The organism is Microbulbifer sp. ABM4_008 (assembly GCF_056311705.1).
In genome coordinates this window covers 1665731-1688739 of the sequence record NZ_CM149970.1, presented here as the reverse complement: position 1 = coordinate 1688739, position 23009 = coordinate 1665731, and the positions used below count along the sequence as shown (strand labels likewise).

The 23009-nt window shown below is 48.5% G+C and carries 25 protein-coding genes; 2 read left to right on the top strand and 23 right to left on the bottom strand.

Annotated features, from left to right (window positions below):
- Window positions 1–154 precede the first annotated feature (154 nt).
- A complete protein-coding gene (locus ACYX4J_RS07355; RefSeq protein ID WP_476178226.1) occupies window positions 155–1099 on the top strand; it encodes a hypothetical protein in 945 nt (314 codons plus the stop codon).
- A gap of 419 nt (window positions 1100–1518) precedes the next feature.
- On the opposite strand, the gene ACYX4J_RS07350 is transcribed toward ACYX4J_RS07355, so the two are convergent.
- The 4 genes from ACYX4J_RS07350 to ACYX4J_RS07335 form a co-directional block, all read right to left on the bottom strand.
- A complete protein-coding gene (locus ACYX4J_RS07350) occupies window positions 1519–3573 on the bottom strand; it encodes a hypothetical protein (protein ID WP_476178225.1) in 2055 nt (684 codons plus the stop codon).
- Complete coding sequence (locus tag ACYX4J_RS07345; protein WP_476178224.1) at window positions 3573–4649, bottom strand: hypothetical protein; 1077 nt, start codon at window positions 4647–4649, stop codon at window positions 3573–3575. Before ACYX4J_RS07345 ends, ACYX4J_RS07350 begins: the two co-directional genes overlap by 1 nt.
- Before the next feature lie 65 nt (window positions 4650–4714).
- Window positions 4715–5641, bottom strand: coding sequence for a hypothetical protein (locus tag ACYX4J_RS07340; protein WP_476178223.1), 927 nt, complete (start codon window positions 5639–5641; stop codon window positions 4715–4717).
- A 10-nt stretch (window positions 5642–5651) separates the two neighbouring features.
- On the bottom strand, window positions 5652–6188 hold the full coding sequence (locus tag ACYX4J_RS07335) for a hypothetical protein (RefSeq protein ID WP_476178222.1): 537 nt from the start codon (window positions 6186–6188) through the stop codon (window positions 5652–5654).
- Window positions 6189–6273: 85 nt separating this feature from the next.
- Between ACYX4J_RS07335 and ACYX4J_RS07330 the strand changes: the two genes are divergently transcribed.
- On the top strand, window positions 6274–6882 hold the full coding sequence (locus ACYX4J_RS07330; RefSeq protein ID WP_476178221.1) for a hypothetical protein: 609 nt from the start codon (window positions 6274–6276) through the stop codon (window positions 6880–6882).
- 524 nt (window positions 6883–7406) lie between these two features.
- On the opposite strand, the gene ACYX4J_RS07325 is transcribed toward ACYX4J_RS07330, so the two are convergent.
- The 19 genes from ACYX4J_RS07325 to ACYX4J_RS07235 all read right to left on the bottom strand — a co-directional run bounded on the left by ACYX4J_RS07325 (window position 7407) and on the right by ACYX4J_RS07235 (window position 22863).
- On the bottom strand, window positions 7407–7793 hold the full coding sequence (locus ACYX4J_RS07325; protein ID WP_476178220.1) for a hypothetical protein: 387 nt from the start codon (window positions 7791–7793) through the stop codon (window positions 7407–7409).
- A 9-nt stretch (window positions 7794–7802) separates the two neighbouring features.
- On the bottom strand, window positions 7803–10262 hold the full coding sequence (locus tag ACYX4J_RS07320) for a hypothetical protein (protein WP_476178219.1): 2460 nt from the start codon (window positions 10260–10262) through the stop codon (window positions 7803–7805).
- Complete coding sequence (locus ACYX4J_RS07315) at window positions 10259–11785, bottom strand: hypothetical protein (RefSeq protein WP_476178218.1); 1527 nt, start codon at window positions 11783–11785, stop codon at window positions 10259–10261. The genes ACYX4J_RS07320 and ACYX4J_RS07315 overlap by 4 nt, the downstream gene beginning before the upstream one ends.
- Window positions 11785–12543 (bottom strand): hypothetical protein, encoded by a 759-nt coding sequence (locus ACYX4J_RS07310; RefSeq protein ID WP_476178217.1) that lies wholly within the window; start codon window positions 12541–12543, stop codon window positions 11785–11787. Before ACYX4J_RS07310 ends, ACYX4J_RS07315 begins: the two co-directional genes overlap by 1 nt.
- A gap of 21 nt (window positions 12544–12564) precedes the next feature.
- On the bottom strand, window positions 12565–12972 hold the full coding sequence (locus ACYX4J_RS07305; protein WP_476178216.1) for a phage adaptor protein: 408 nt from the start codon (window positions 12970–12972) through the stop codon (window positions 12565–12567).
- Window positions 12972–13298: a hypothetical protein gene (locus ACYX4J_RS07300; RefSeq protein ID WP_476178215.1), complete on the bottom strand. Its 327-nt coding sequence runs from the start codon at window positions 13296–13298 to the stop codon at window positions 12972–12974. Before ACYX4J_RS07300 ends, ACYX4J_RS07305 begins: the two co-directional genes overlap by 1 nt.
- Before the next feature lie 58 nt (window positions 13299–13356).
- Window positions 13357–14250, bottom strand: coding sequence for an SU10 major capsid protein (locus ACYX4J_RS07295; protein ID WP_476178214.1), 894 nt, complete (start codon window positions 14248–14250; stop codon window positions 13357–13359).
- 2 nt (window positions 14251–14252) lie between these two features.
- Window positions 14253–15242, bottom strand: a complete 990-nt coding sequence (locus ACYX4J_RS07290; protein WP_476178213.1) for a hypothetical protein — start codon at window positions 15240–15242, stop codon at window positions 14253–14255.
- 6 nt (window positions 15243–15248) lie between these two features.
- A complete protein-coding gene (locus tag ACYX4J_RS07285) occupies window positions 15249–15494 on the bottom strand; it encodes a hypothetical protein (RefSeq protein ID WP_476178212.1) in 246 nt (81 codons plus the stop codon).
- A 4-nt stretch (window positions 15495–15498) separates the two neighbouring features.
- Entirely contained in the window at window positions 15499–17535 is a 2037-nt protein-coding gene (locus ACYX4J_RS07280; RefSeq protein ID WP_476178211.1) for a portal protein, read from the bottom strand.
- Entirely contained in the window at window positions 17535–19010 is a 1476-nt protein-coding gene (locus ACYX4J_RS07275) for a phage terminase large subunit (protein ID WP_476178210.1), read from the bottom strand. The genes ACYX4J_RS07280 and ACYX4J_RS07275 overlap by 1 nt, the downstream gene beginning before the upstream one ends.
- Window positions 19007–19513 (bottom strand): DNA-packaging protein, encoded by a 507-nt coding sequence (locus tag ACYX4J_RS07270; protein WP_476178209.1) that lies wholly within the window; start codon window positions 19511–19513, stop codon window positions 19007–19009. Before ACYX4J_RS07270 ends, ACYX4J_RS07275 begins: the two co-directional genes overlap by 4 nt.
- A 2-nt stretch (window positions 19514–19515) precedes the next feature.
- Entirely contained in the window at window positions 19516–19755 is a 240-nt protein-coding gene (locus ACYX4J_RS07265; protein WP_476178208.1) for a hypothetical protein, read from the bottom strand.
- The gene (locus ACYX4J_RS07260; protein ID WP_476178207.1) at window positions 19745–19963 is read right to left on the bottom strand and encodes a phage holin family protein; all 219 of its coding nucleotides are present in this window, start codon (window positions 19961–19963) and stop codon (window positions 19745–19747) included. The genes ACYX4J_RS07265 and ACYX4J_RS07260 overlap by 11 nt, the downstream gene beginning before the upstream one ends.
- Window positions 19960–20328 carry a 3TM-type holin gene (locus ACYX4J_RS07255; protein WP_476178206.1) on the bottom strand — a complete coding sequence of 123 codons (369 nt, stop codon included), beginning with the start codon at window positions 20326–20328 and terminating at the stop codon, window positions 19960–19962. The genes ACYX4J_RS07260 and ACYX4J_RS07255 overlap by 4 nt, the downstream gene beginning before the upstream one ends.
- On the bottom strand, window positions 20328–20705 hold the full coding sequence (locus tag ACYX4J_RS07250; protein WP_476178205.1) for a D-Ala-D-Ala carboxypeptidase family metallohydrolase: 378 nt from the start codon (window positions 20703–20705) through the stop codon (window positions 20328–20330). The genes ACYX4J_RS07255 and ACYX4J_RS07250 overlap by 1 nt, the downstream gene beginning before the upstream one ends.
- Before the next feature lie 327 nt (window positions 20706–21032).
- Complete coding sequence (locus tag ACYX4J_RS07245) at window positions 21033–21254, bottom strand: GDCCVxC domain-containing (seleno)protein (protein ID WP_476178204.1); 222 nt, start codon at window positions 21252–21254, stop codon at window positions 21033–21035.
- Window positions 21255–21296: 42 nt separating this feature from the next.
- Window positions 21297–21725, bottom strand: a complete 429-nt coding sequence (locus ACYX4J_RS07240; RefSeq protein ID WP_476178203.1) for a hypothetical protein — start codon at window positions 21723–21725, stop codon at window positions 21297–21299.
- A 325-nt stretch (window positions 21726–22050) separates the two neighbouring features.
- Window positions 22051–22863 (bottom strand): hypothetical protein, encoded by an 813-nt coding sequence (locus ACYX4J_RS07235; RefSeq protein ID WP_476178202.1) that lies wholly within the window; start codon window positions 22861–22863, stop codon window positions 22051–22053.
- Between the last annotated feature and the right edge of the window lie 146 nt (window positions 22864–23009).

Below are 23009 nucleotides of genomic sequence, written 5' to 3'. Positions count from 1 at the left end.
AGGAGACAAATACAGTTCGACATATCAAACACTTGTCTCCATATATCAATTTTGAAAAATTAACAAGAGTTTACTATTACGTGGCAAGTCACGATAATCCCCGTGGACCACTAGTTAAATATCAAAAGAAAATTGAATAAGCCAAGGAATGGTTTTGAAGAAATTAATTTTTCTTGCATTTGGGGATAATTTTTTTACACGATTCTTAAATCACCCCGCATTAAGCATTTGTATACCTGCCTTTACCACTATGTATTATCTAACCCTTGATATTTGGGGGGATGACTTTGCATTAATCAAGAACAACATAGAATTTCATCAGTCAGCTTTTCTGACCCTCCTCTTTATCACATCCCTAGTGATAATATTTAAAACGATTTCTGAGCTTTTGCACAGCAAGGTAAGCAAACAAAAAAACGAGATAACCAAGGCTCTAATAATGCTATTCAAGAGCCTGGTAAATAAGAAAAAACGTAGATTTTTCGACAAGGCAAAGCACCTAAAACCAACCGGTGATACCTTCAAAGCAATCACACACCCAAAGGAGCAATTAGAGTATGTACTGGCTGAAACAAAAAGATTTTTAGTCGAAGCTTTTGGATTAGACGCCAAAAATATTGCAATAACAATCATCCAAGGCAATCCAAGGGAAGATAAGTGGTGGTATGAGTTGCGATGTGAAACACAAAGAAAATACGCAAGAGCTCGGGACATCATGAACGGAAACTCTACAGCCGCCACCTGCTTTCAATCTGGTGATAGCCTATTGATTCCAGATATTAGAAAGGGTATCAAAGAGAATATGTTTGAGCACTCTAAACGATCTAGAGATGCCAAACAGGGATCAATTTATTGCAAGCCAGTTAGAATAACTGTAAACAACTGTAATTATGTTTACATTTTCTCTATTGCAGTTTATGGTCAAAATATATGTCCAGCAGATAGTAATGAAGATTTTAAGGCCTGCGAAAATGTATTGGATGACATCGCTGACCGCGTCGAATTAGAGCTTTATCTACACTCAATGAGAAAATATCGATTTCAGGACATCAGTACAAGCAGGGAGGGCAGTGCAAATGCGGAAGATATTAGCACCTGAAAAAGGTGAGTTTAAACGTCAAGGAAAGCTCGATTATATAAGGTCTGCAGCAATTAAAATGCTAGCCTCCAATATCAAACCGGTTAGCAGTAAGGAGCCCGAGGTACAAATTATAACTAGTCGCCCTAAAGAGCTAAAGCCATCCGGGAGTTACTGATAGTTAACCATGCAAACAGTACCACTTGGGGCTGACTCACGCGCCCCAAGTAGCTGGCACCCTCATTCCAATTGGGGGTTTTACCTTATGGCACGCTTCTCCTTAATGCCCACTGCCAGACACTTTTTGTATTTGCTATCTGGGATATGGTTTAGGAATGAATAAAGAAACAAAACAGTTAATCGAAGAAATTGTCTTTACATTCGGGTTAGCTGTTATTTTTATAGCTCCCTTTGTGAAAGATTGGCACTTCTCATAGCCATTACTGGTTAACGACATCCAGGGCCCCAACCAAAGGTGCGAGTGATTTGCCCTCTTCCCTTACGGGGGTTACTGGTATGTCTATAATCTCGGCATCTAAAACTCCCTTGGCGCGCCGCCCTTTGTACCCTAGCTCCAGTAATTTCAGAGTTGCCCGCTCAAATACGCCCAGGCTTTCTTTTAGAGAATTAACTGCCACACCTGTCGGCCCATCGCCTAGAGCTGTTCCAGGAACAGGAATACGCAACTCACCAACTTTGGCAATACTCTCAAGGGCTTCAAATTCCTCATTAGATAAAATTTGCTTAAGCTTGGGTCTGCCAATGCCCTCAATTGCTCTTCGGAATTCCGCCCCATTGAAAGTCCGCTCGCCCTGCTGATTTGTAGCAAGCGATTTTGTTGCCCTATCTTTTAGGTGTACCAAAGTTTGAGCCCGAAGGTCATTCCAAGCAGCCTTGCCAGCCTCACCACTGCCGCTATTCAAATAGCCCTTTAAGAGCTTCAGGTCATCAACTTTGCCGCCCTTGCCTACCACCAATCGATTGAAAATGTCCTCTGGCGCAACCCCTCCCTCCAGTATTTGCTTTACAACGGACTTGTCGTTCTTCCAGAACTTATGCTTTTTAACTGCCTCCAGCGATTTCCGGGACTGCTCGAAAGCCGCGCGAGCTTCTTTGTAGAAATCGTCACCGGCAGATGCAAAAACATCCTCGTCAACCGCGTCCTTGAGTTGTGTCAATATGCGGCGCCCAATGCCGCTAGTGGAATCCCAATATTCATTGATAAGTTGCCGGACATCCCGCTCCACTTGCCTTGGCGTGAGGCGTGCATGTTTCTCTACCATGCCTGCCGAGTTAACCGCTGATGGGGACTGGCTGAGCAGCAACCCCTTACGCTGTAGCCTGCCTCTGATCGCCTTCAGCACACCATTAGCAGCATCGTCCGAGGTCATACTATCTTCCAACAAGCTATTGAAACGCTTGAGCAGCACTTTCGGCTGGCCACCAGCAATCTCACTAGCCTGCTGATACAGCTTCGACGCGAGGGCATCATCATGTAATGCTCTACGTGTGATCGCGTCCTCAATCGCATAACCCGTTTCATGCGCCTCTCGGCTGGCCCCACCAGTCCGGCCAGCCAACTCATCTACGCGTTGAGTTAAAATAGAGTCCTGCTCTTCCAGAGCTCCACGGATAGCGCCAGAGTGCTTACCCAACTCTTGCTGCTCGCGGAAATCATCAGCATTACGCGTGAGCTGGGCCTTTGTTGGTTTTACTCCTACCTCTTCGAATGTCCTGTTGCGCACACGCTGCTCGACTGTATCGAGAGCACCTTTTAACTGCGTAGGCTGAACCTCGCCACGCGCCACAAGTCGCGCCCCCTCCCTGGTAACCCCTTTCTCATCAGCGAGAACGCCTTGGGAGATAGCCATTGGCTTGCGCTTCATATTTGAGGTTACAGCTGCAGCCCCTACGGGTAGCGCTAAAGCCCCTACCATCTCGCCCACTTGACGCCCAGTCTCGCCGCCAACATATTCACCAGCTTCTCCACCAAACTCAGAGCCAGCACCTGACGCGGCGCCAAGACCAATATCAGCTGAGGCCGAAGTCTTACCTACTTCGCGGATAGCTCCGGCAACCGCTGACTCAGAAGAAGCTCCGAATTGCGGCAGCCTTGCAGCGGCTTGCCTTAACATACCCCCGGCACTTGCAGCAGCAGGGATTACTTCCCCTGTTTGGCGGACTACATTTTTGCCTAGCCCGTCCTCCATGAAATTGCCTTCAGTTCCCTCTTCTAAAGCATCTGTTAAACGAGGCATTCTCCAATCAGAACCAGCCGCATATGCCACCGCATTCGGTACTGCACCAGCAACAAAATCTACAAGTTCAGTTGCACCACGGTTCACCGCACTCATGAACTCCAGTGGAACAGAGGCTACTAGAGGCATAGATGAGCTTTCAGCACTACTCTCGGTCTCTTCCTTTGCCCATTGACGCTCCCAAGGCCTCGGATTTTCTGAAGCGGATTCCCAATTTCTCTCCCAAGGCTTTGTCATTATTTCTGCCTCCAGTTGTTAGGGTCGTTTGGGTTACCGCCAAGGAATTCATAGCCGTCTACTACCTCTCCCTTTTGGGGGAGGCCTGATGGAGGACCAAGGGAATCAATATTTGTATTTCCTGTTGGCTCATCTCCACTGCTAGGCCGAGCCTCATCAAAACCGATTCCAAGTTTTGCGCGAACAATCTGGTCTACCATTTCAAGCTTTGCTTTTCGCGCTTCGGGATGGTCTTTTCGGGTCGGAATCATGTTTATCAGTAATTCTTGGTCTTTATCTGTAAAAACACCTTCACCAGCTTCACGGAAAAGAGATTTAAGAATTGGAGCCATTGCTGAGACTGCACCATCAGCCGTCTGCGCCGCTGAGGTCAACGCGGGTAATGAGCCTGTAATCGGGTTAGTAGTGGTCCCCGCCATTCCTTTAGTTAGACCTTTCATACCTGCTTGATACGCCTTGTAAGTTTTGGCGTTAAGCGCTGCAGTTTTTTCGGCCTCAGAATTAGCCTTTAAATCAAGCTCGCCTTTCTTGTTCTTTATGCGCTGGTCATAAATCTTCTGAAGCTGCTCATCCGATAAGAGCTCTACTGGAGTGTTGCCGCCAGTGGTTGTCAAAAGCTGGTCACCGATCTTATGTACTTTGGGATCAAATCGAACACCCAAGTCACGTACTTCAGTCGAGCCGTCAGGGTTCTTAACCGCAATCCCATAGTTACCATTAGCGAGCGCCAAAGGAGAGCCAACAGTCTCAGGAGTAGCCATTCCTTTCTGCTCTATCATTGCTCGCTTAAGATTTATTTCATCAATCCCAGAATTGAGCTTGGCACTATTGTTTTGCAGTGCTGCTAATTGACTGTTGTAGCCCTGATAAGCTTGTGAGGGGTCGCCACCGTTTAGGCCTACACCTGCAGCTGTCAGCATCCGTCCAATGCGGGCCCACTTATTACCTTTCAGCCTTTCAACTTCACTTTGATTGTCAATTAGCTGCTGTTCGTATCGGTCTATGCTGCGAGCGAAAGGGTCTGAGGAATCGAAGGAGGGAGATTGTTGTGGTTCAAGAAAATTTTGGTCGAGCACTCCGATAGGCTCACCCATGCTTAGTACTGGCATTTATCTATCCTGTTGATTTTCAGTTGTGGGCCTTATCCCATGCCCTGCATGATTCCGCCGATACCACTAAGGATGCCCCCGGCTCCTTGACTACCGCCTGCCTGAGTGGACTGATTAAGCACAATTGGTGAACCAATGGAGCCCTGGTACAACTGCAGTTTTTGCCAGGGCGCCATGGCTACTTGCTGCATGTAGTTCTGCATGGCGTTGCCACCCTGCCCCATCATGCTTACGCCGCCCATACCCATGTTGTAGGCGTTGCCAAATCCGGTATTGAAGAGATTGCCCGCTGTACCGAAATTGCTCGTCGCCATATTGGCGTTGAGATTGTTGGTGTTCATCTGGGCATTTTGATTTGCACTGGCTTGATTCGCTGCAACCCCCACGGCCTGGTTATAGGCATTGGAGCGAATACCTGCGGCCACATCTGAGGCCCTATCATCTGCTCCGCGCATAGCGATACCTTCGGCAACCCCTCGGCGAGTTGAGCCTGTATTGCCTGTAGAGACAGCGCCTGAGGCTATGCCCGGCAACTGGTTTTCATTGAGGTCGCGGTAAATATCACGAGTGCTGGCTGTGATTTGCGAATTAATCAGGTCGTTATCAATCAGTGAGTTTACGGTGTTCATATCTACACCGTTTTGCATTGGTGCCTGATATCCGCCGCTACCCATCACCTGATTCAGGTAATTCTGCATTGTGTCTGCAGTATTGCCGAAGCCATTAGACGCACTTGTCACTTGGTTAGCATAACCATTGGCCGTATCACCAAACCCCATTGCAGCCTGAATGTACTGCTGCATTTGTGGTGTGAGGTCTGCGACTGGAGATTGGCCAGAGTTGTAGAGTTGCTGCCCTTGCCCCCAAATATCATTGAGGTAGCCTTTCTGGTCCTCATCCAGATAACTCTGGCTTTTGGACTCGCCACCGCCACCCATAAGACTGTCTAAAAATCCCATGTTTCACCTGTTAGAAGAGGCTGAGAATGCCTTTGATTAGTGGGTCTTCCTTCAATCCATCTTCAAACGCTTTACCAGCGTTGGAGAAATCCAGAGAGCCAAGGTTTGCCATTGATTCAACCATGCTGCCAGAGCCCGGCAAGGTATCGTTGAGGTCGTCTTTCCAGCGGTAGGTGGCATCCTGCTCGAACACCTTGCCGCCGAGTAGGTCCAGGGCGTAGCCCTTGTCATCTTCATCGCGATAGCCACCATCCCGAGCTTCGTGCTCATTGATTGCAATGATTGCGGCCAGGGCCGCCCAGGGGCCGGCTGATGCAATCCAACTGGAGCCTCCTGCTGCACCACTACCGGCGCCAGTGCTTGCGGTACCGCCTGCCGTACTGCCTGCACCAGATGCGCCGCCGCCTGCAAATTTGTTGTACCAGCTCATAGCCTGCATTGGGTTAATGCTGGATTGTTGTGTGGTTTGGGGTTGTTGAGTTAAAGAGGGTGTCGGGTTGTACAGGGTTTCCCAGTCGGGCATGTAGGGGTTGTATCCGTATCTCATATCTATTAAATCCATTGAAAGTTATACAGCCAAACTTAAACCTCAGATAAACTCAACTAGGAACCGACACGGACAAGGAATATCCATGCAAATCGTACTTCCAGAAACCATTGATGGGCTGAATATATTTTTCTTTTCTATAGCTATTGCTGGGCTTGTTATTCCTTACTTCACTCAAAAGGGTAAGAATCAAGCGATTATCGAGGACTTGGAAAAAATCCAAACAGCGCAAGGTGAAATATCTCTCAAGTTTTCGAGCGAGCTAGAAAGGGTCAAAAAAGAGCACTCGAAAGAGCTTGAAGATATAAAAAACCAAAACAATCTTCTAATTGAGCAGTCGAGAAACCATAGCGCATTAAAGATTGCTACAGTAGATAGACGACTCGACGCCTTTGAAAAAACAACCACCCTCTTATTTAGAATTCATAGGAGTGAAAACATTAAAGATGCGATATTAATAAAACATGAACTTGACGCTCTTATGCAGCAAGCTTTCATGTACTACAACAAGCAAACATTGAAACTATTAACTCAGCTTTTGAAGAAGCTAAGAGATTCTGCCACTGAGAAGGATTTGAACTCCTCAAGAGAGTTATGCGTATCAAGTGTTAGATGCCTTGCAAACTCAGTTGACTTGCCAGATCTCTCTCTTCCAAATACAGACACACCGAAGAGTAAGCTTCAAGAGGCATGACACCATTTATGTATCACCCGCTAGGGATCGCCATAGCCGCAATAGAACTATGCACAGCTAGGCGATTCGCAACTTCAACTATATCACTGACTGCATGGTCTATAACGACTTCCGATTGCATGCAGAGTCATCGAAACAATCTAACTGGTACAAACACACGATAAATACTGATTTATAAATCCAAATAACTATTGTTCCACAATTTGATTTTGGGTATTTTTCAAGTGGCGCGAAAATTATTAGGTAGAGGCCACATGAAAACTTCAAGTTTCCATAAATTCCGCTCCAATCGTTTTGTGCGCTCTTTAGTTTATAGGTAAATAGGAATTACAACATGAATGTAGGAACTGACATTAAAGCTGGCCCAAACATCGAGAATGGGTCAGGAGGAGCCAGACCGGAACCTGGACAGGGCTAGTTAGCGGCCACTAAATCCAGATTTACAGAAACCTCGTGTTGCGACTCGAGGTTTTTGAAGCTTAATAAGTCCTTTAGTGGGCAGTCCTCTCCCATCACAATCGTATTCACGCGCTAGGAATAGCCATTGCCGCTATTGAGCTATGCACCGCTAAACGATTCGCCACCTCAACAATACAGCTCGCTACTAAATCAGCTGCATGGTCTGCCACATTCACAGCCTGACCTGAATCAGTCTGTAGTGTTTTCGTTGTTACATACACACTAGACATTTCATCACCAGCACCATCAAGCTGCACATTGTTTTGAGCATCAATTACAGCGATGGTGCACTTCAATACGGCGGCAGCCTGGGCATCAGCAGAAGCGGACTCAGTAGCTTGGGTAACTGTAGCGCGAACGATAGTGCCCGCACTGTGACCATCATCGATACTGTAGGCGAACTGCCAGGACTCTAAATCTGGAACACTGTTTAAGGGAGAAAAACTGGGCACAGTTGCCTCCTAAGGTTTATATATTGCGTTGTGGGTAATTACTCGGTGCTGAGGGTCAACACCTGCGGCATAGCTGATATTGCCAACGGAAATTTTGTAGACAGTCCGCAGTCCAGCAGATTCAACACGCTCAACGGTTTCCCAGGTGAGCGGCTCGTCTTCATGCAGGACTCCAAGCTCAACATCAACACAATCCTGAGCCAAATAAACCTGACCGGATTTATCTGTAACTGGGGTTTCCCTGCTGCAAATAACCTGAGCCCCGCTCGTCATCGTGAGCAACACACACGGCACAGTCTTTTGAGGTTCAACCGCCCTGATAGGTGCCAAATGGGAATCTCTGTCACTAACATCCCAACAGTCAATCAGGTCTCCAACCTTGCAGTTATCTGCCAATAATCCGTCTCTCAGCCAGGAGCCCTCTGCAACGCAATACGGGTCAGTTGGAGTTGTGGAGCCTCCACCATTCGCTGGGGTTCGAATGGTCCCCACTGCACGCCGTCCAATGCCGGCAGCTAATTTCCAAATCTGCGTAGTTGCATAGTAAGTAACACCACCACCGGCATAGTCCGGGTCATCTACATAAACGTAATAGGTAGTAGAAAAACTCAATCCGGTAATAAAGCCGCTGTTATAAGCAACCGTGAAACCTGCGTACTGAACAGAGTGGGAAGAGATTGAAATTTTTGCAGTCGAACCGTCATCCGCTGCAGACAGTACTGCACTGCTAGTTGGCAAGCTAGCCACGCTGCCTATATTCTGCTGCAAGCTGCGCTGGTCCGCAATCTGCCCGGACTCATTTAGCCCGCTCATGTATTGAGCAAAGCCAATTAGCGGTCGCGGATTTTGGTAAATCCCACCGCTCTCAATATTTTCAGAATCACTAAGGTGCAACTCTCCGATGACCAAATAATCATCGGTAGGAGTAAAACTAACGTGCTTGGAACCGCTGTCGTAATAATGATATTGATACTCGCCGCGCTCAATACTGACACACATAGCGCTATAGCTGCTGCTCCAATAGCCGGTGCTCGCCCGTACAACAATGTAAAGCAGACCTGCATACCCAGGGTTTAGGTGAATCCTGGGCACAACCAGCATCTGCCCATTCCATTGAAACCAACCGGGCAAGCCTGCGTGAGGGTTTCCATTCGCATCAAACCCGCAAAGCATGGCTTCACCAGGGGTTTCATTATCCCCCAAGTTTGTTCCGCTATTGATCTTTAGATAAAGGCCATTTCCGGTCGGCTCAACTTCATCGATACGGATATAGTCAAATTGAGTACGCCCAACTTTATCGCTGTAATTGACCACAGCAGTCGGGGAAAAGTAGCGCACATCCGCGTGCAGCTGAGCAGGTTGGGCAATTGAGTTATGTCCCAAAGAAGTTTCAACTTCTGCAGTATCACTGGCATTACCTTTAAAATAGCCCGTGTACTCTTCCCACCCCTCGCCAGCTGCCTGGACGCCTGCGCAGGCGATATAGTGCTGCGCTCCGACAGAATCATCCCCATTGCGATTACAGCGAGCACCATCAGCGCGAAAACCAGCAACGCCTATAAATAGGCTTCTATCTGTATCTCCTTCATTGAAAACAGTAGCGCGAGCCCGAAGGCGATAGAGCTTATCCGGGTCAAAGGGGAAGCGCTCAATATACTCAATAAATGCCTCGCCATTGGAAGCTAGAGTCCCCGTCCCATCGCCACCAATACGCAAAACGTTACCACCAGCACGCGCCCCGGAATCTTCAGTTTTCACATAGTAGATATTATCGCCACTGTTGCCCCCAATAATCGGCCAGTCTTCCTTTGCCGTGGAGTCAACAAATGCCTCAATAAATACGGATGCAGAGGCTTGCTGCGCGCGTAGCTGTGCCCGGCGAACACTTTGCATTGAACCAATCAGTATGCCGTCATCGGTGAACTGTCCCGTGGTCTCATTGTAGCCAACAACATTGCGGGTAGCATAAAAGGCCTGTTCTCGAGTGGCTTCAACCACTGCGCTCAATAGCGCGGTTTTCATATCGTGGGCATAGTCCCAATTAGCATCAAAAATAGTACGACTAATTGAGGTTTTTTCAGAGAGGTCATCCCAAGCTGGAATTAGCCCCTGCAAATAACTAGTTAATGCGGCCAAAGCATTAGTAAATGCAGCTCGTTCAGTATCAAGAGCGGTCCCAAAGTTGCTTGCCAGTACATCCAGCTCAGTCTGGTCACTAATTAGCTGGCTGTACTCGCGAACTAGGGACAGCTTCTCACTTGCATGCAGCACGCCATCTGAGGAAATATCATCCAGGTCTTGTAGCGCTGTATCCGCACCTTCTTGCGCACTGGCGGCAGTACTTCCTGCATCGTCAGCTGTTTTTTCAACGCGAGTATAAAGCCGCTCGATAGACATAAATTCGCGGCGGACAAACTGCCAAAGCTCTGTCAGAGTGCGCGGGATTCCTGGACCAATTCTATAGCTCATCGTCCATCCACCTGCAGCAAATCCAAATCCCACCCTGTTAGTCGCCAAAACCCATCATCAATAGATTCGATGCGAATAGCGAGATAGCGAGCCTTCACCCGGCAATCCACTTTTAGCCCTGTTGCAATATCAAAGGTGCGCGGCTGTCTCCAACGTACTGCACCCATCGGAGTATCAGAACCGCCGATAGTTATTCGCACCTGGCCAGAGCCCTCTATTTGCGGGACTATTTGGCGAATCAGCTTCCAGCGCTTGGAGGGGGCTTTAATAAATTGGTCGAGGTCAATTCCAGTGCGCTCAAGATAAACTGCTTCAGTACTGTTAGCGGTGGCGAGATAGTCGGCTTCCATCAGCTGGCCGTCAGAGAAGTAGTACATAACCGGGTAATATGTCGTTTCTGACATATCGCCCCAGCTCTGAGCCAATTCTTTCCAGCTCAGCCCCGCCAGCTCATCCCAGGTAATTATCTTCCCCTGCTTTGGTGCGAATACCGCGCAGGCAACATTTGGTAGGTCGACAAAAGTGAAGGTGTTATCAAGCCAGTTATAAACCAAAGCACGGTTTGCTGAGCCGGTCGGGTTGGTGGAGTAATAGACCCACACTTCTTTGGTTTTGTGATTCGCAATGCAGCGCACTTTATCCCGCTGTGCCAGCTCACCGTAAAACATTTTATTTACACGGCGGTGAGCTATTGGCCGAGGCGTTAGGCCGTCATGGACAAAAATTTCTGTGGAGCCAACCACGAAGTGACTGCGGTCAAAGGCGGCTACCGAGTTTCGGCAAAGAATGCCCTGATCGAAAAGTGTTTCGAATGAAAAAATAAACTGGCCACCAACATGCTGCATCAAGTAGGTGGCGTCATGGCTATAAACAATATTGGCCGAGCCCATCGGCAGGCAGTCAACAAGCTCGCTTGCGCCCGCGTCAATGGGGTTTGCACCCGCCAAATTTGAAGTGTCAGCAACGTCCCAGGTCTCCGGCACTGTCCCAGGTTCGGCTTCATCACTCCAGCGCACTGTATTGGGATAGCTCACACCATCCTCAGTTACACCAAGTGCAATCATAAAACCTTTGTAAATCCGTAAGCATTTTGCCCGCAGATTACTTGGCCAGTTCGGCAGGTCTTTAAATTCAGTATCAATCGGCTCAATGATTTGCGGAATATCGGTGCCGTTATTGAATATCGCAGACTCTCCCCAGACCTCACTGTGCCAGTCATCACTGTTGTATCCGGATGAGTAAGCAGTGCCTGTGCGCTCTACGAATGCCTCATTCTCACGGCGGTACAGCTTGCTTGCTGAGGCATAGGCCAACTGAGGGATACCGTCAGCAATCCAGCCCTCTCCCCATACTGGAGCTTCAGCTAGACCTTCCAGGGAAATCGGCGTTGGCATAGTTTGGGCTGCGCCGTTGGCAAAGCGAACATTGCGCCCAAAACTAAATTCATTGATTGCCAGTTCATAGGCGGGCTGGTCGGCATTAATGCCGCGCTCGCCCAATTTGCGTATGGGATAGAAAGGCATTATGTATCATCACCCCCGCTTAGGCTGGAAAGCAGGTCATCAATATTTTCGCTGGTAATTTCAGAGGTTTTTATAATCCAGGCCAGGGCGTAATAAGGAGGCGTTACGTCAACGGTATGGGCGTGTTCCCCATCTTCTTTAATTCCGTGGGCGTGCTCTTTCCCACCACCTTCAGATTCAATCGTTCCAGAAACACCATCCTTATCAGAGGGGTCGTAATCTGGCCCAATTGAAGAGCCTTCATCCTTAGTGGTTGACCAGAAAGAGCCGCCCCCGTGGTTGTGCTCGGGCATTTCGTCATCTTCTAGCGCGTGCCCTTCAGTTTCGCCGTCATGGCTATGCTTTCCGGCTTCCTTTGTGGTCTTTTCTTTTATATTGCTGGTATTTCCAACGGCGTAGTCACCCCCAGCGCCCACAACAAACAGCCCGCGCAAATCGGGTATGCCGTTTGTTCCGTCCATCAATTGCCACCCATCAGGAACAGGCGCCAGGACTGTGGACCAAGGCTTAATAGAATATTTCTGCTCAGTATGCGGCAGCATAAAATTAACGGTAGCGCTTACCGCATCCAAAATACTCTGAGGCAACCTGTTGATTTCATCCTGGCTTAGCTCGACCTGGCTAGAGATATTTGGAAAGCTGTTCTTCAGCGCCTTCTTTAGCATCCGAAGATGGTCATCACCCCACCCTGCCGGGTCACCATGGGCTGGATTATTGTTATCCAGCTCAGAAATAAAATTTGCATCTTCAATTGGCATGGTTTGATACTCGAATGACCGTTAATAGGCGCTCTGCACAATGGAGCCTGAACCAGCAAGCTCTTCTTCCTCGCATACAAGGTTGAGCCGGTGCAGCTGGTCTTGAAATTTGGATTCCCAAAGCGGGACACGGCTGTCATTCATCAGGAATGATTCAGCCTCTACAAGAGCGCCGAATAGATATAGGTCAGGCGCGGAAGTTAGAACCGGGTTCGTATCTGTATTAATGGAAAGCTGGCCCGAAAAGTCCTGATTGCGCGTAAAACCAACCGCGCCATTTACCTCAGCGCTAACAGTTGGTCCGCGTAATTCGCGAAGGATTCGCAGTTCAGCCAGCCCAATGAAATCAGGGATTGATTCGTCCAGGTCTTCACGCTCCAGCCATCGAGCAATTGCGGCTTTTAATTCGCCATAATTGGTGATTGCCATCAGATTCCCTCAAAGAATTTCTGTGAGCGCCCCATAATGCAGCGGGGAAACTCGGAGTGAATTATCTGGTCGAATTTGCGCTTTTCAGCCGGTGACATTTTCCCGTATCGAATCGGGTCCATTTCCTTCCCGTACTTCTTGATGATTTCAAGCTGAATAGTTGCCGGAATACTAAAGCGAAGACGGCGGTAATCTTCTTTCACTGCACCCGCTTCTATTTGATGCCGGCGATGGTCTTGCTGAGCAAAGAAGGCCTGCTCATTATCTTTACGGACCTGATAGATGGTGCCGTCTTCAATCGCGAAACTTTCGTGTGTTCTAGCCATAAAAATTGAGCAATAAAAAAGGCGCCCGGAGGCGCCCTTAGTTGGAGAGAGTTAAACCTTAAGAGGTGGTGATATTCTCAATCACAAAGCTGGTTTTATCGTTGAGACAAGCCAGTGTCAGCTCTGCTTTCCACATCATTTTCTGGTTGTGGCCGGTTAATGCTAGTGGCACCAGCTTAGTTTTCTGCAGGGTGTCCGCAGACCAGAACTCTGAATCAAGACCGAGTATTGTGGAAGTGTCCATGTACCGACCTTTAACCACCGACACTGAACCATGAGGCGTATCAATGATATCGATACAATCAACCAGTCTTTTCTCTTCCACCTCACGGTTTCGCCCTGACTGCTGTGCAAATCCTGCAATGGGGTCAGCGTGAATAGGGTTAATCAGAAGCGTTTCAACATTGCCACCATTGTTATAGGTCGCTAGCTGGCCAGCCTTGATTGAAGCTTCACCATTCGACGCTGTAAACGCGGCACCGTGGTCCACCCGGCAATCGCTATGAATCTGCACTTGAGCGCAATCCATCTTGTCCGGCACGTTGTTACCATCACCAGTCTGTCGAGTTTGCTTGCCAGCACCATTAAAGGCGTACTCAATGTCATTCTTGAGTTCGCGGAGTTTTACGGTGGATTGGTCCTTTAGCTCACTCGACCGACCGTGACTTTTGATCTCTTCGAGTGTGTCGGATATTTTGAACGGCTTGTCCATCAACTGACAACGATTGTCCATCATCGCTGTCGGTGTGTAGCCGAACGTGCCGATATCAGCCCCTTCAGGCCGTGCATTTTCACTTGGCGCCGTGGCATCCCGCTTTTGCCATTCGTGCAGTTTGCCTGTTGCCTTCCCGTTTTTGATCACGTTCAGCATCGGCTGGTCAATCAATTTGGTTTCGAAGATTGCATCTTTTACATCTTCAGCGGCACCTACTGAGTCGTACGTGGTAGTCATTGCTAGTTTCCTAAAAGACGGTCGATTTCACTATTTACAGTGTGAGCTGTAAGGCGGTTTTGAGCGGCACGGTCACCTTTTGCAGCAAGTGTGCGGTCCCGCTTTATTGCGTCCCCGCGCTTCTGTGCAACTGTACGGGGCTTGCCTGCCGCCTTCTGCTTAATCGTGCGCTTTACTGTTTGGGGTTTAGGTTTGGGTTTGACTTGGGCCTTCTCAGCCCGCATCTGATTGAGTAATGCGGAAATCACCCAAGGGCGGGTTTCATTTGCAATTTCATCCTGGGGCACACCCTTCTCGACTGCATACTTCAGCACCGAGTGGTACAGCTCATTGCTCCAGTCAGAGTGCATCTCCTGCAGGGTTTCAACTGCCTCCTTGGCCTTTCGCTGGTGGTCTGCCTTGCGCTGCTCCTCGGCCTGTCCCTTCAGTTTCTTGCGGGCTTCCTCAACCTGCTGGAATCCCTGCAGGGCAACTTTGTATTGCCCGTGCAGCTGCTGATACTTCGCCGGGTCATTGGCTTGTAGCTCTTGCCAGTTAACGCCGTCGAACTGTGCCAGTGGACCTTTCAGCTGGTTTTCGAGGAACTGCAAACCCTGGTCAAGCTGCTGATACTTCTGGTCAGCTTGCTTTTGGGTGTCCGCCAACTTCTGGTATTTCTTGGTGTAACCAGCCTGAAAGTTCTTCTCAGCATCGCGCCAGGCCTTCACCTGGGTCAGCGACACTTTCTCACCGTCTACATCAAAAGCAGGCTCTTCAGTAGATTCCGCTTCTTCGGTGTCCTCCTCGCCGTCTTCCTCCGATTCCTCTTCGGTTTCTGGTTGCTCCTCTTCGGAGTCCTCCGCCTCAGCCTCCTCTTCGGTTTCAGTGTCGAGGTCAGTTTCGGTTACTTCCGGGTTTTCGGTTTCGGTTTCTGGTTGCTCTTGCGAGTCCTCCATCTCACCTAATACACCGGAAATTGCTTCGTCAATTGCAGAATTATCGGAGTCCGACATAGCCGGTTATTCCTCTGTTGGTTGGTAGTAGCTGTTTAATTTTTCGGTGACGCGATGCAGTGCGCGGGATTGGCGGTGCAACTCTTCTCGCTGCTGTGGGTTTTCACAGTGGAGCCATTCGCCCTGAATATCTGCGATTGCATCCTTAACCGCCTGTTTAAATGCAGGGTCATCCCAGAGTTGTTTGGCATGTACCGAACGCGCACGGGCTGACAGGCAGGTATTGGCAACCCGCTTGAGTAGTTTTTTCATGGGATTAAATGCTTACGTTGCGGTCCTGCCGGCGCTCAAGGGCGAGTTCCAGCTCGTCGATAGTTTGGTCATGGGCTTCAGCGTCTTCAGCCAAGGATTGCTTGCGGTCACCAAGGGAGGCGTCTGTCATTTGCTTCTGGCGCTTGAGGTCCAGGTCACCCAAGGCTTTTACTTGCCTTGTCTCTGCATCCTGGGCTTTGATACCAAGCTCCTGCTGATTGAACTGCTGCAATACCGCTTGGAGCTGCTGGTTTTGCATGGTCATCTGTTGCAGCTGCTGCTGGGTCTGCATCAACTGCTTCTGTAGCTGTGCCGGTGTGCTGTTTGGATCCGTCAGGAATTCCGGCGAAGGCTGGCCAGACAGTTTGAATATCTCGCGCAGCACAGAGTATTTGTTTTGCGGTGAATAAATAGCCTGTAATGAAGGGTCCATCTGTGCGCCCTGAGTCAGCGAGTTATGCAGCACCATCAGTGTGCGCGCTCTCATCTCGGCATCATCTGGGGTCAGGGCTGTGGTCACCTCCATATCAACGCCCTCACCCATTTCCTGTGGGTTGAGCTGCTGCCACTCGCCATCGACCTCAGCCAGCAATCCCTCCTGGTCGTGCTCGAGAGCCAAGGTGTAAATCTCTTGGAATATTGGAATCAAGAAGAGCTCGGCATACCGTCTGGCCATGCCCATCATTCGCCGCATTGCTGCGCTAGTCATGCGGTTAATCATGTCGTCAGCATTCTGATTGCTGATAACGTCCTGATTGAGCCCAGAGGTTAAACGAGACACACCGGCCCGGTGCTCTTTGTCCTGGTTGAGCATCTCCAGGGCGGGCATAGTCAGCGGTGTTAATTGTGGTGCCGGAGTATCCATCACAAAGTTGGAAATCGGCTCACCTTTCTCAGCCTTAACCCAGTGAGTCGCACCAACTGGGTTCTCAATCCAGTCTGCCGGATTAACAAACGCTCCTTTTCTGGCAATGCGAGACTGATTATTGGAAATCAGCAGGTTGTCTACTATCTGCCGCTTGATTATCGACTTGAGCTTTTGGATATCGCCGACAATATCGAAGGTAGATAGGCCATCATATCGATGAGCTACCCGAAGCGCTGCCCAGCTGAAGTAAGGCATACGCTGCACCTCTTCAGTCTCAAGAATAGTATTGCCAACCTTAAAGACTTGGTGCAACTGGGCAACACCATCGCCCTCGTCGTCCCACCAGATAAACAGCTCGTAAAGCTCCAGGGTTTCTTGCGAGGGTTCACCAAGCAAGTCATCGCCAGTCGTCACGCCCTCCCGGGCCTGCTCTTCCATTTCATCCCGGGAATCACCGTCAGCAGTTAGGCCATCAACCAGCTCAGGCTTAAAGCCCATCTCAATCAACTCGGAACGGGTAACCTCGCTCTTCTCGCCCCAGAAACGGGCCTTGCTTGGCTCGGTGGCGTTCGGGTCTCGAACTACACGCTCAGGCGCAATGATTTCAATGGCAACCCTGGAGGCATCAACGGGTACCCTAAGCTCTGCATCAATCAGGCCGCTGGCTTCATCCTGCACAGCCTCGACAATATCAACCTCAGAACTTTCAAGCTGCTCGTAAACTTCAACTGTGATGTCCTGCACCTGCTCGGTTTTATATTCGGTCTCTTCATTCCAGTAGACCTTGGCGGTGCAGTTCTTGGCTAATAGCGCATCCTGGATAGAGTCGTGCAGGATGGAATACCCAGAATTGTTTTTATTAAATACCCGGTTGCAGTAACTGGTGCGCAGCTTTGCCTGCAGCACATCATTCTGGTCTTGCGGGGTGAATTTCACGGTCTCCCGGTTGGAGCCGAACACTTCCAATAAAATCTCTTTGGCATCCTCCACTGCATCGAATACATCACGGCTTACATAGTCAGAGCGCCCCTCACGCTCATTGCCGAAGGGTTCACCGTAGTAATACTTGTAGGCCTGGGCACGGTCATCGGAGTTGGTGGAATCGTCATCACCCTCTGATAGCTGAATACACTGCTCAGCCAGCTTCAGAATTTCGCCTTTAGTCTTTGCCATCAGTAACGGATTCCAGGGTTGGAGCGGGAATAGTCGAAGTCATCATCATCGACGGTCACCTCAGCCATGCACATCATTAGCGCGTCGGCCATATTGGGTGAATCGATTTGGAATTTGGATTTCATTTCTTGCTTGCTGTACAGCTGGATTTTGCCCCCGGCCACATACTTGCGCGGCAAGCGGCAAACCTCAGAGCGAAGCTGTGCAAGCTCTTTGATTTCTGAATTAATGCTTATCAGCTCATCAGGGTTGATGTACTTACCCTTCTCAACTGCCAGGAAGGTTTTAAACATCCTGTCTCGCAGCATCCAATAAAACTGAGCGCGACGATTGGCGAATGTTTCCCTGTTGGTTTTGGGCTCTTTGATTTCGCCGTCTTCTGGCTTGTAGATAGAATCCGGGTCTACCGGTGTGGCAGCACCATTGAAGCCTTCAATCTCTATCTTCTTACCTTCCAGCGCTTCGGTGACCTGCTTCTTAAGACCAGCACCAACACCAACCACATCCCAGAGGAATGCGTCAGGCTTGTGGTCATTGGTAAAGCTCAGCGCCCAATCGGTTGCGCTATCCAGGTCACCGGCTTCAGTGTTCTGCGCATCAAGCAGAATGGAGCCATGCATATAGGCCACTGCTTTAGCATCACCTGAGTCAGCTGGGTCGTATGCAATCCGCTCCTGGCCCACAGGTCCAAAGCCAAGCTTCTTGTGAGCATCGACACAGGCATCAAACCAGTCCGGCTCAATAATTGCGTTTTCCACTGAGTCTTCGTAAGCACCCAGCCAAATATGTTCGTACTTGGCTCGGGGCAGCTTCTCCTTGTCTCTGAGTCTGTCCTTCTCCAACACATTGGGGAAAAAGGGGTTATCGTCGTAGTTAATATCAATGATGAGAATGTCATCATCTTCATAGCGCTTATCCCTAGCTAAGTGCTTCTCGTAGGGCGCCAGGTAGTGCTTGCTGAATGGGTCATTACTACTGCCCCTGTTGAGGGTAAACAGCAGCTGTGAGCCCTCTTCCCTCACCGTTGGACCGAGTATGTCGATACTTGCCTGAGACATGGTGCGGGCCTCTTCTACCCATACACCATTCAGATTGAAAGTTGACTTAAGGCTCTCCAGGTTGCGAGCCAAACCACGATAGAAAGCACCACCAGCGTCAGGGCCATATACTCGGGTTGCGTCGTACCTGAGTCCCGGTAAATCCAGCTCATCGACTTGCGCCTTCATCAACGCATGAACGGAGTCGTCGATACTGTTCTGGAACTCGCGGGCACACAGCCAGCGCTGTCCTTGTGCAACTCGTTTGGCTATTAACTTTGCGGCAGTAAACGACTTTGCTGAGCCTCGGCCACCAACTAAAACGATTGTCCGCTTGTCAGTGGTGAATATTTCCCGAAGCCTGGGCGGTACCGTCTGGAGGAATTCGCGCTCTTGTCTTACCAGTCTGATTGCTGCCGCTAATTGCAGCTTGTTCATATGGTGTCAGGGTCAATGCCGGCTTCTTTGAGGAGATTGTTGGCTTCAGCCAGAGTCATGGAGTGCTCTATGGGGCCACCGCTGGGGCCTGATACTTCGTGAGTGTTGGCGTCCTTCAATCCCAGGTCACGAGCGATGATATTTGAGTTCAGCAAACCTGCAGCAGCACCTGAGAACTTCTGCTCTCTTATCACGCTATCTGCTCTCTCTACGATGCGAACAAAATCTTCGTTAGCACCTTCTCTCCAGCGCTGCCAGCACCTCCTGGTGATACCCAAGAACAGACAAAGCCCTTCGACAGTCATGGCTCGCATCTTAAACATGGGTCTACTGATAGCCTCACCATTGGAGCTGACAATCTTGTCTTCCCAGAGAGGGTTATCTTCCACCCACTCAAAGTATTCACAGCAGGCTTCCCACAATGCTTCTGAGCTGGCGAACAGCTTGTCACGGCCATGCTTGGCTCGCGCCTTCCAAAACTGGTTGCCTTCAGGTGCTGCCATGATTACTTGTCCAAGATGCTTATGTGGCCATCGTCATAATCGTTTAGCCACTGACGTTGCCATACAGTCGGAACGCCGTTCACGTTGAATGTGACAGTATCCTTATCTGAAGCTATCACCCTGAGACGCTGGGCCTCTATGTTGACTAGAGTTCCCGGTTTAAATGGGTCCGGCTTACCCTTGAAGAGAGTTTTGAGGAAGCTTTGCTTTTCAGTTTCCTTTGGCGACTTTCTACTTCTCACTGTTTTGACTTCCTTTGTGTTGTTCTGTCATCAACTTGTGCCGCTGGTGTGAGTAATACCAATTCACCACCAGTCCTGATGCGGCAATTACCACGCCTATAAGGCCGAGCCAATTATCAGCGAGCCAACCGGCAAAAGTGCCCGCACCTACAGCGGTCATATAACTGGCCTTATCGGGTATTTCCCGCATTGCATCGTGTAGGGTCATGATTGCTTCCAAGCCTTCATTGCTTTCTCAGCGCTTCGCCCCACGACATAACCACCGAGGCCGATTTTTACTATCTCCAGCAAGGCCAGGGTTTGCTCCTCGCTTAGGTTTTCGGCTGTCCAGCCTAACCAATGGGCAACAATCAGCCCGACAAATGTAAGCATTGTTACTGGCCGCCAATTTCTCTGTAGCCATGACTCCCCCGAGGCTTCTGCCGTGATTACCTGGGTTGCCGCTTTTAGCTCTTCCAGGTCCATTGAAATCAGCTGAGAATCAACCTGAGCTTTTAAGCGGTTGGCTTCTGTCTTATCTGGGAATGCTTTGTCTATGACCTTGCCGAGTAGATTTGATATGGCTGAAATCATTAGTAGCTCCAAACAGTGGGCCGGGTTAGTTCGCCAGGTATTGCTTCAAGGTCATCCAGGTGGAGGAATCGCTTACCGATAGCGCCCTTTTGCTTAACTCCTATACCGGTAAACCCTTCCTCTTGAGCGATTTGGATTAACCGATAGGCTCGGCCTAGTGCCACTTGAACATCAACAGCTTGCCCGGTGGCGTGGGTCATGGTGGCATTTAACCGAGCGTTATGTGCTGGACAGCGATAGCCAGAGTTAATAATCATTGGCTTGCCGAAGCGCTCTCTAACTCTAATCAGGCGCTTTAGCGTTCCATCTTTGAAATGATTTTTGCCACAACAACGACAGGCCAACTCCGACTCTGTGAAGTAGTCGTTTTGGAACATAGGAGTCTCAAATTTCAGGCATAAAAAAACCGGCTTGGGGGCCGGCTTAAGAAAGGATGGTCGCTGCATGAAAACCAAAGCAGCTATGAACATACTACTCTCGGGCACAAATACTGTCAATATATACAGCTGTATACATATACAGTTATGAAAATTTATGCGCCATTCTGACAATCTGGCACAAAAAAGCCCGCATTGAGCAGGCTTTAGGGCGTTTCGCTAGGAATCTGCATATTTATCCCAGCATGGGGTTTTTATACAGTTCTGACACAGAGAAAGTCAAGGGTTTCCAGTTCATTGGTTTTTTTGGGCTTTTACTAATGGACTCTAGGAAGAACAACAAGACTTCCCACCCTGTTGAACTGGCGGGCATGGAACCGTTCCATAAGAGCAAAATACACAGCAATCACCCTTCTTAGGGCTTAGTAGCTCACCACATTTATTACATTCATAAAACCACTGGCAAGCATCTACTGCCATAATTTCTGTGTGTTTGTGACCACACTTTGGACAGGTAATCGTAGACGTTCTATTTATATCTATCGCCATTGATTAATTGCCCTTTCCAGGAAACTTATATTTAGAATTCTACTACCCAGAACCTAAATCATAGTCTATGGGCCTTTTTCTACCCTGCTTAAGTCCGACCAAACCTCTGTATCTAGCCCTGAGCTGGTCAGCCTTGGGGTTTCTTCTATTTATAGAGCGCTCTCGTCTTGCAAACTCTAGCAATATGATGTCTTTTTCCTTCATGGATATACGCTTACCTGGCCTAGCCTGAAACTTCCGATTCCAGAAATAAGCCTCAGCGCCAAACTTATCTATGAACAGATTCCTGATTACTGGGCCGAATATCTCTCTATCCTTAGGGCCCGGTCTATCAGCAATGAAGACATCACGAACAAACGCATCAGCCGAATATTGCTTTTGTGATGAAATTGCCTCCCAGAATGGGTGGGATAGGCAAAACCCATAATCAACACACAGATCTCCAAGCAAGTCCTGGAGGCTTTCATACATATAGTTTCTTTTCATTAAAGCTATAGTCGCGCCAGCGACATGATACTTAGCAAGAACTCCTACTATGCTTAAGTATCCACTATAAATCAACGATGGAGCTACACCCGCAAGACTCCAAAACCAAAGAATCTTTTTGAGAGCAGAAATGAAAAAGCCCGTATTAAACGGGCTTCAGAGAGCTTCGCTGGGAAGCTGCATAATTATCCTGGCATGGGGTATTTGTACAGTTCTGACACATAGAAAGTCAAGGGCTTACAACGAATACTAAACAACACACCAAACAAGGACACTACATACAAAGCTTTACTCTGAAAGATACAAAACCTTACAATTCAAAAAGGCTCAAAGCTTCATATGCATCAGCCACATCAGAATGCCCATCACGCCTTAACTTACATGCGGAAATCTCACTACGCAGTTTTTTTATCATTTCATTATAGCGTTTCGCCATCCACAAGTACTTCACTCGGATAGAAACTTTCGAATAATGACTAGAATTCTTTAACCCTAGAGCAATAACCTCATATAAGTTCTGGGCATAATGAGGAAAAGTAACGACTGAATCATCTAACTCCTCAATTGCACTATAAAAATAGTCAATGTAGTACAAGCCATCTGAATCTTGCCCAAGGAAAGATGTAAGAAAATCGCGCTCATCTTTAGGAGAATTCCAGCTACTTCTATATTCAACACCCAATTCTATAATTTTTTGCTCCAAAACCACTCTTGGATAATTCGCCGCGCTGGACTCAAGTGCATAAGCTTCCACCAAAGCAGGACCAAAAAGATATTCATCTGTATGAATACACTTACCCTTGACTATCCCACCCCTGCACAAAATACCCTTGCCCACCAACTCTAACAGCAAGTTTTGAATGATTGAAATAGTCCAGTATAGCTCACCCTCCTCTACCCACCTGAAGGAAACCACAATACAGTCAGAAAATAATGTGACCTGTCTTGCATCATCAACATTCTGATCATCAAGATCCAGTACTTTTCGAATTAATTTGTATGCACCTAAAATTTTATCAATTGCATTTTGACTATGAGCTTCATCTTTTTTTACCGTCTCTCCAAGTAAGTCTTTAAAACCTAAAATATCAATAAATGCAACTATCCGCTCTTCGTACTTCATCTCCAACCTCAGAAAACTAATGAAAAATCATTCTCCAACTTCACAACCAACCCCACACAAAAACTATTTTGTCATCAGCCATTAGAGCCCCTAATTTCCCGCCCTTTCTCCAACAAGATTTCTTATTGTGCCGTCAATCTGAAATG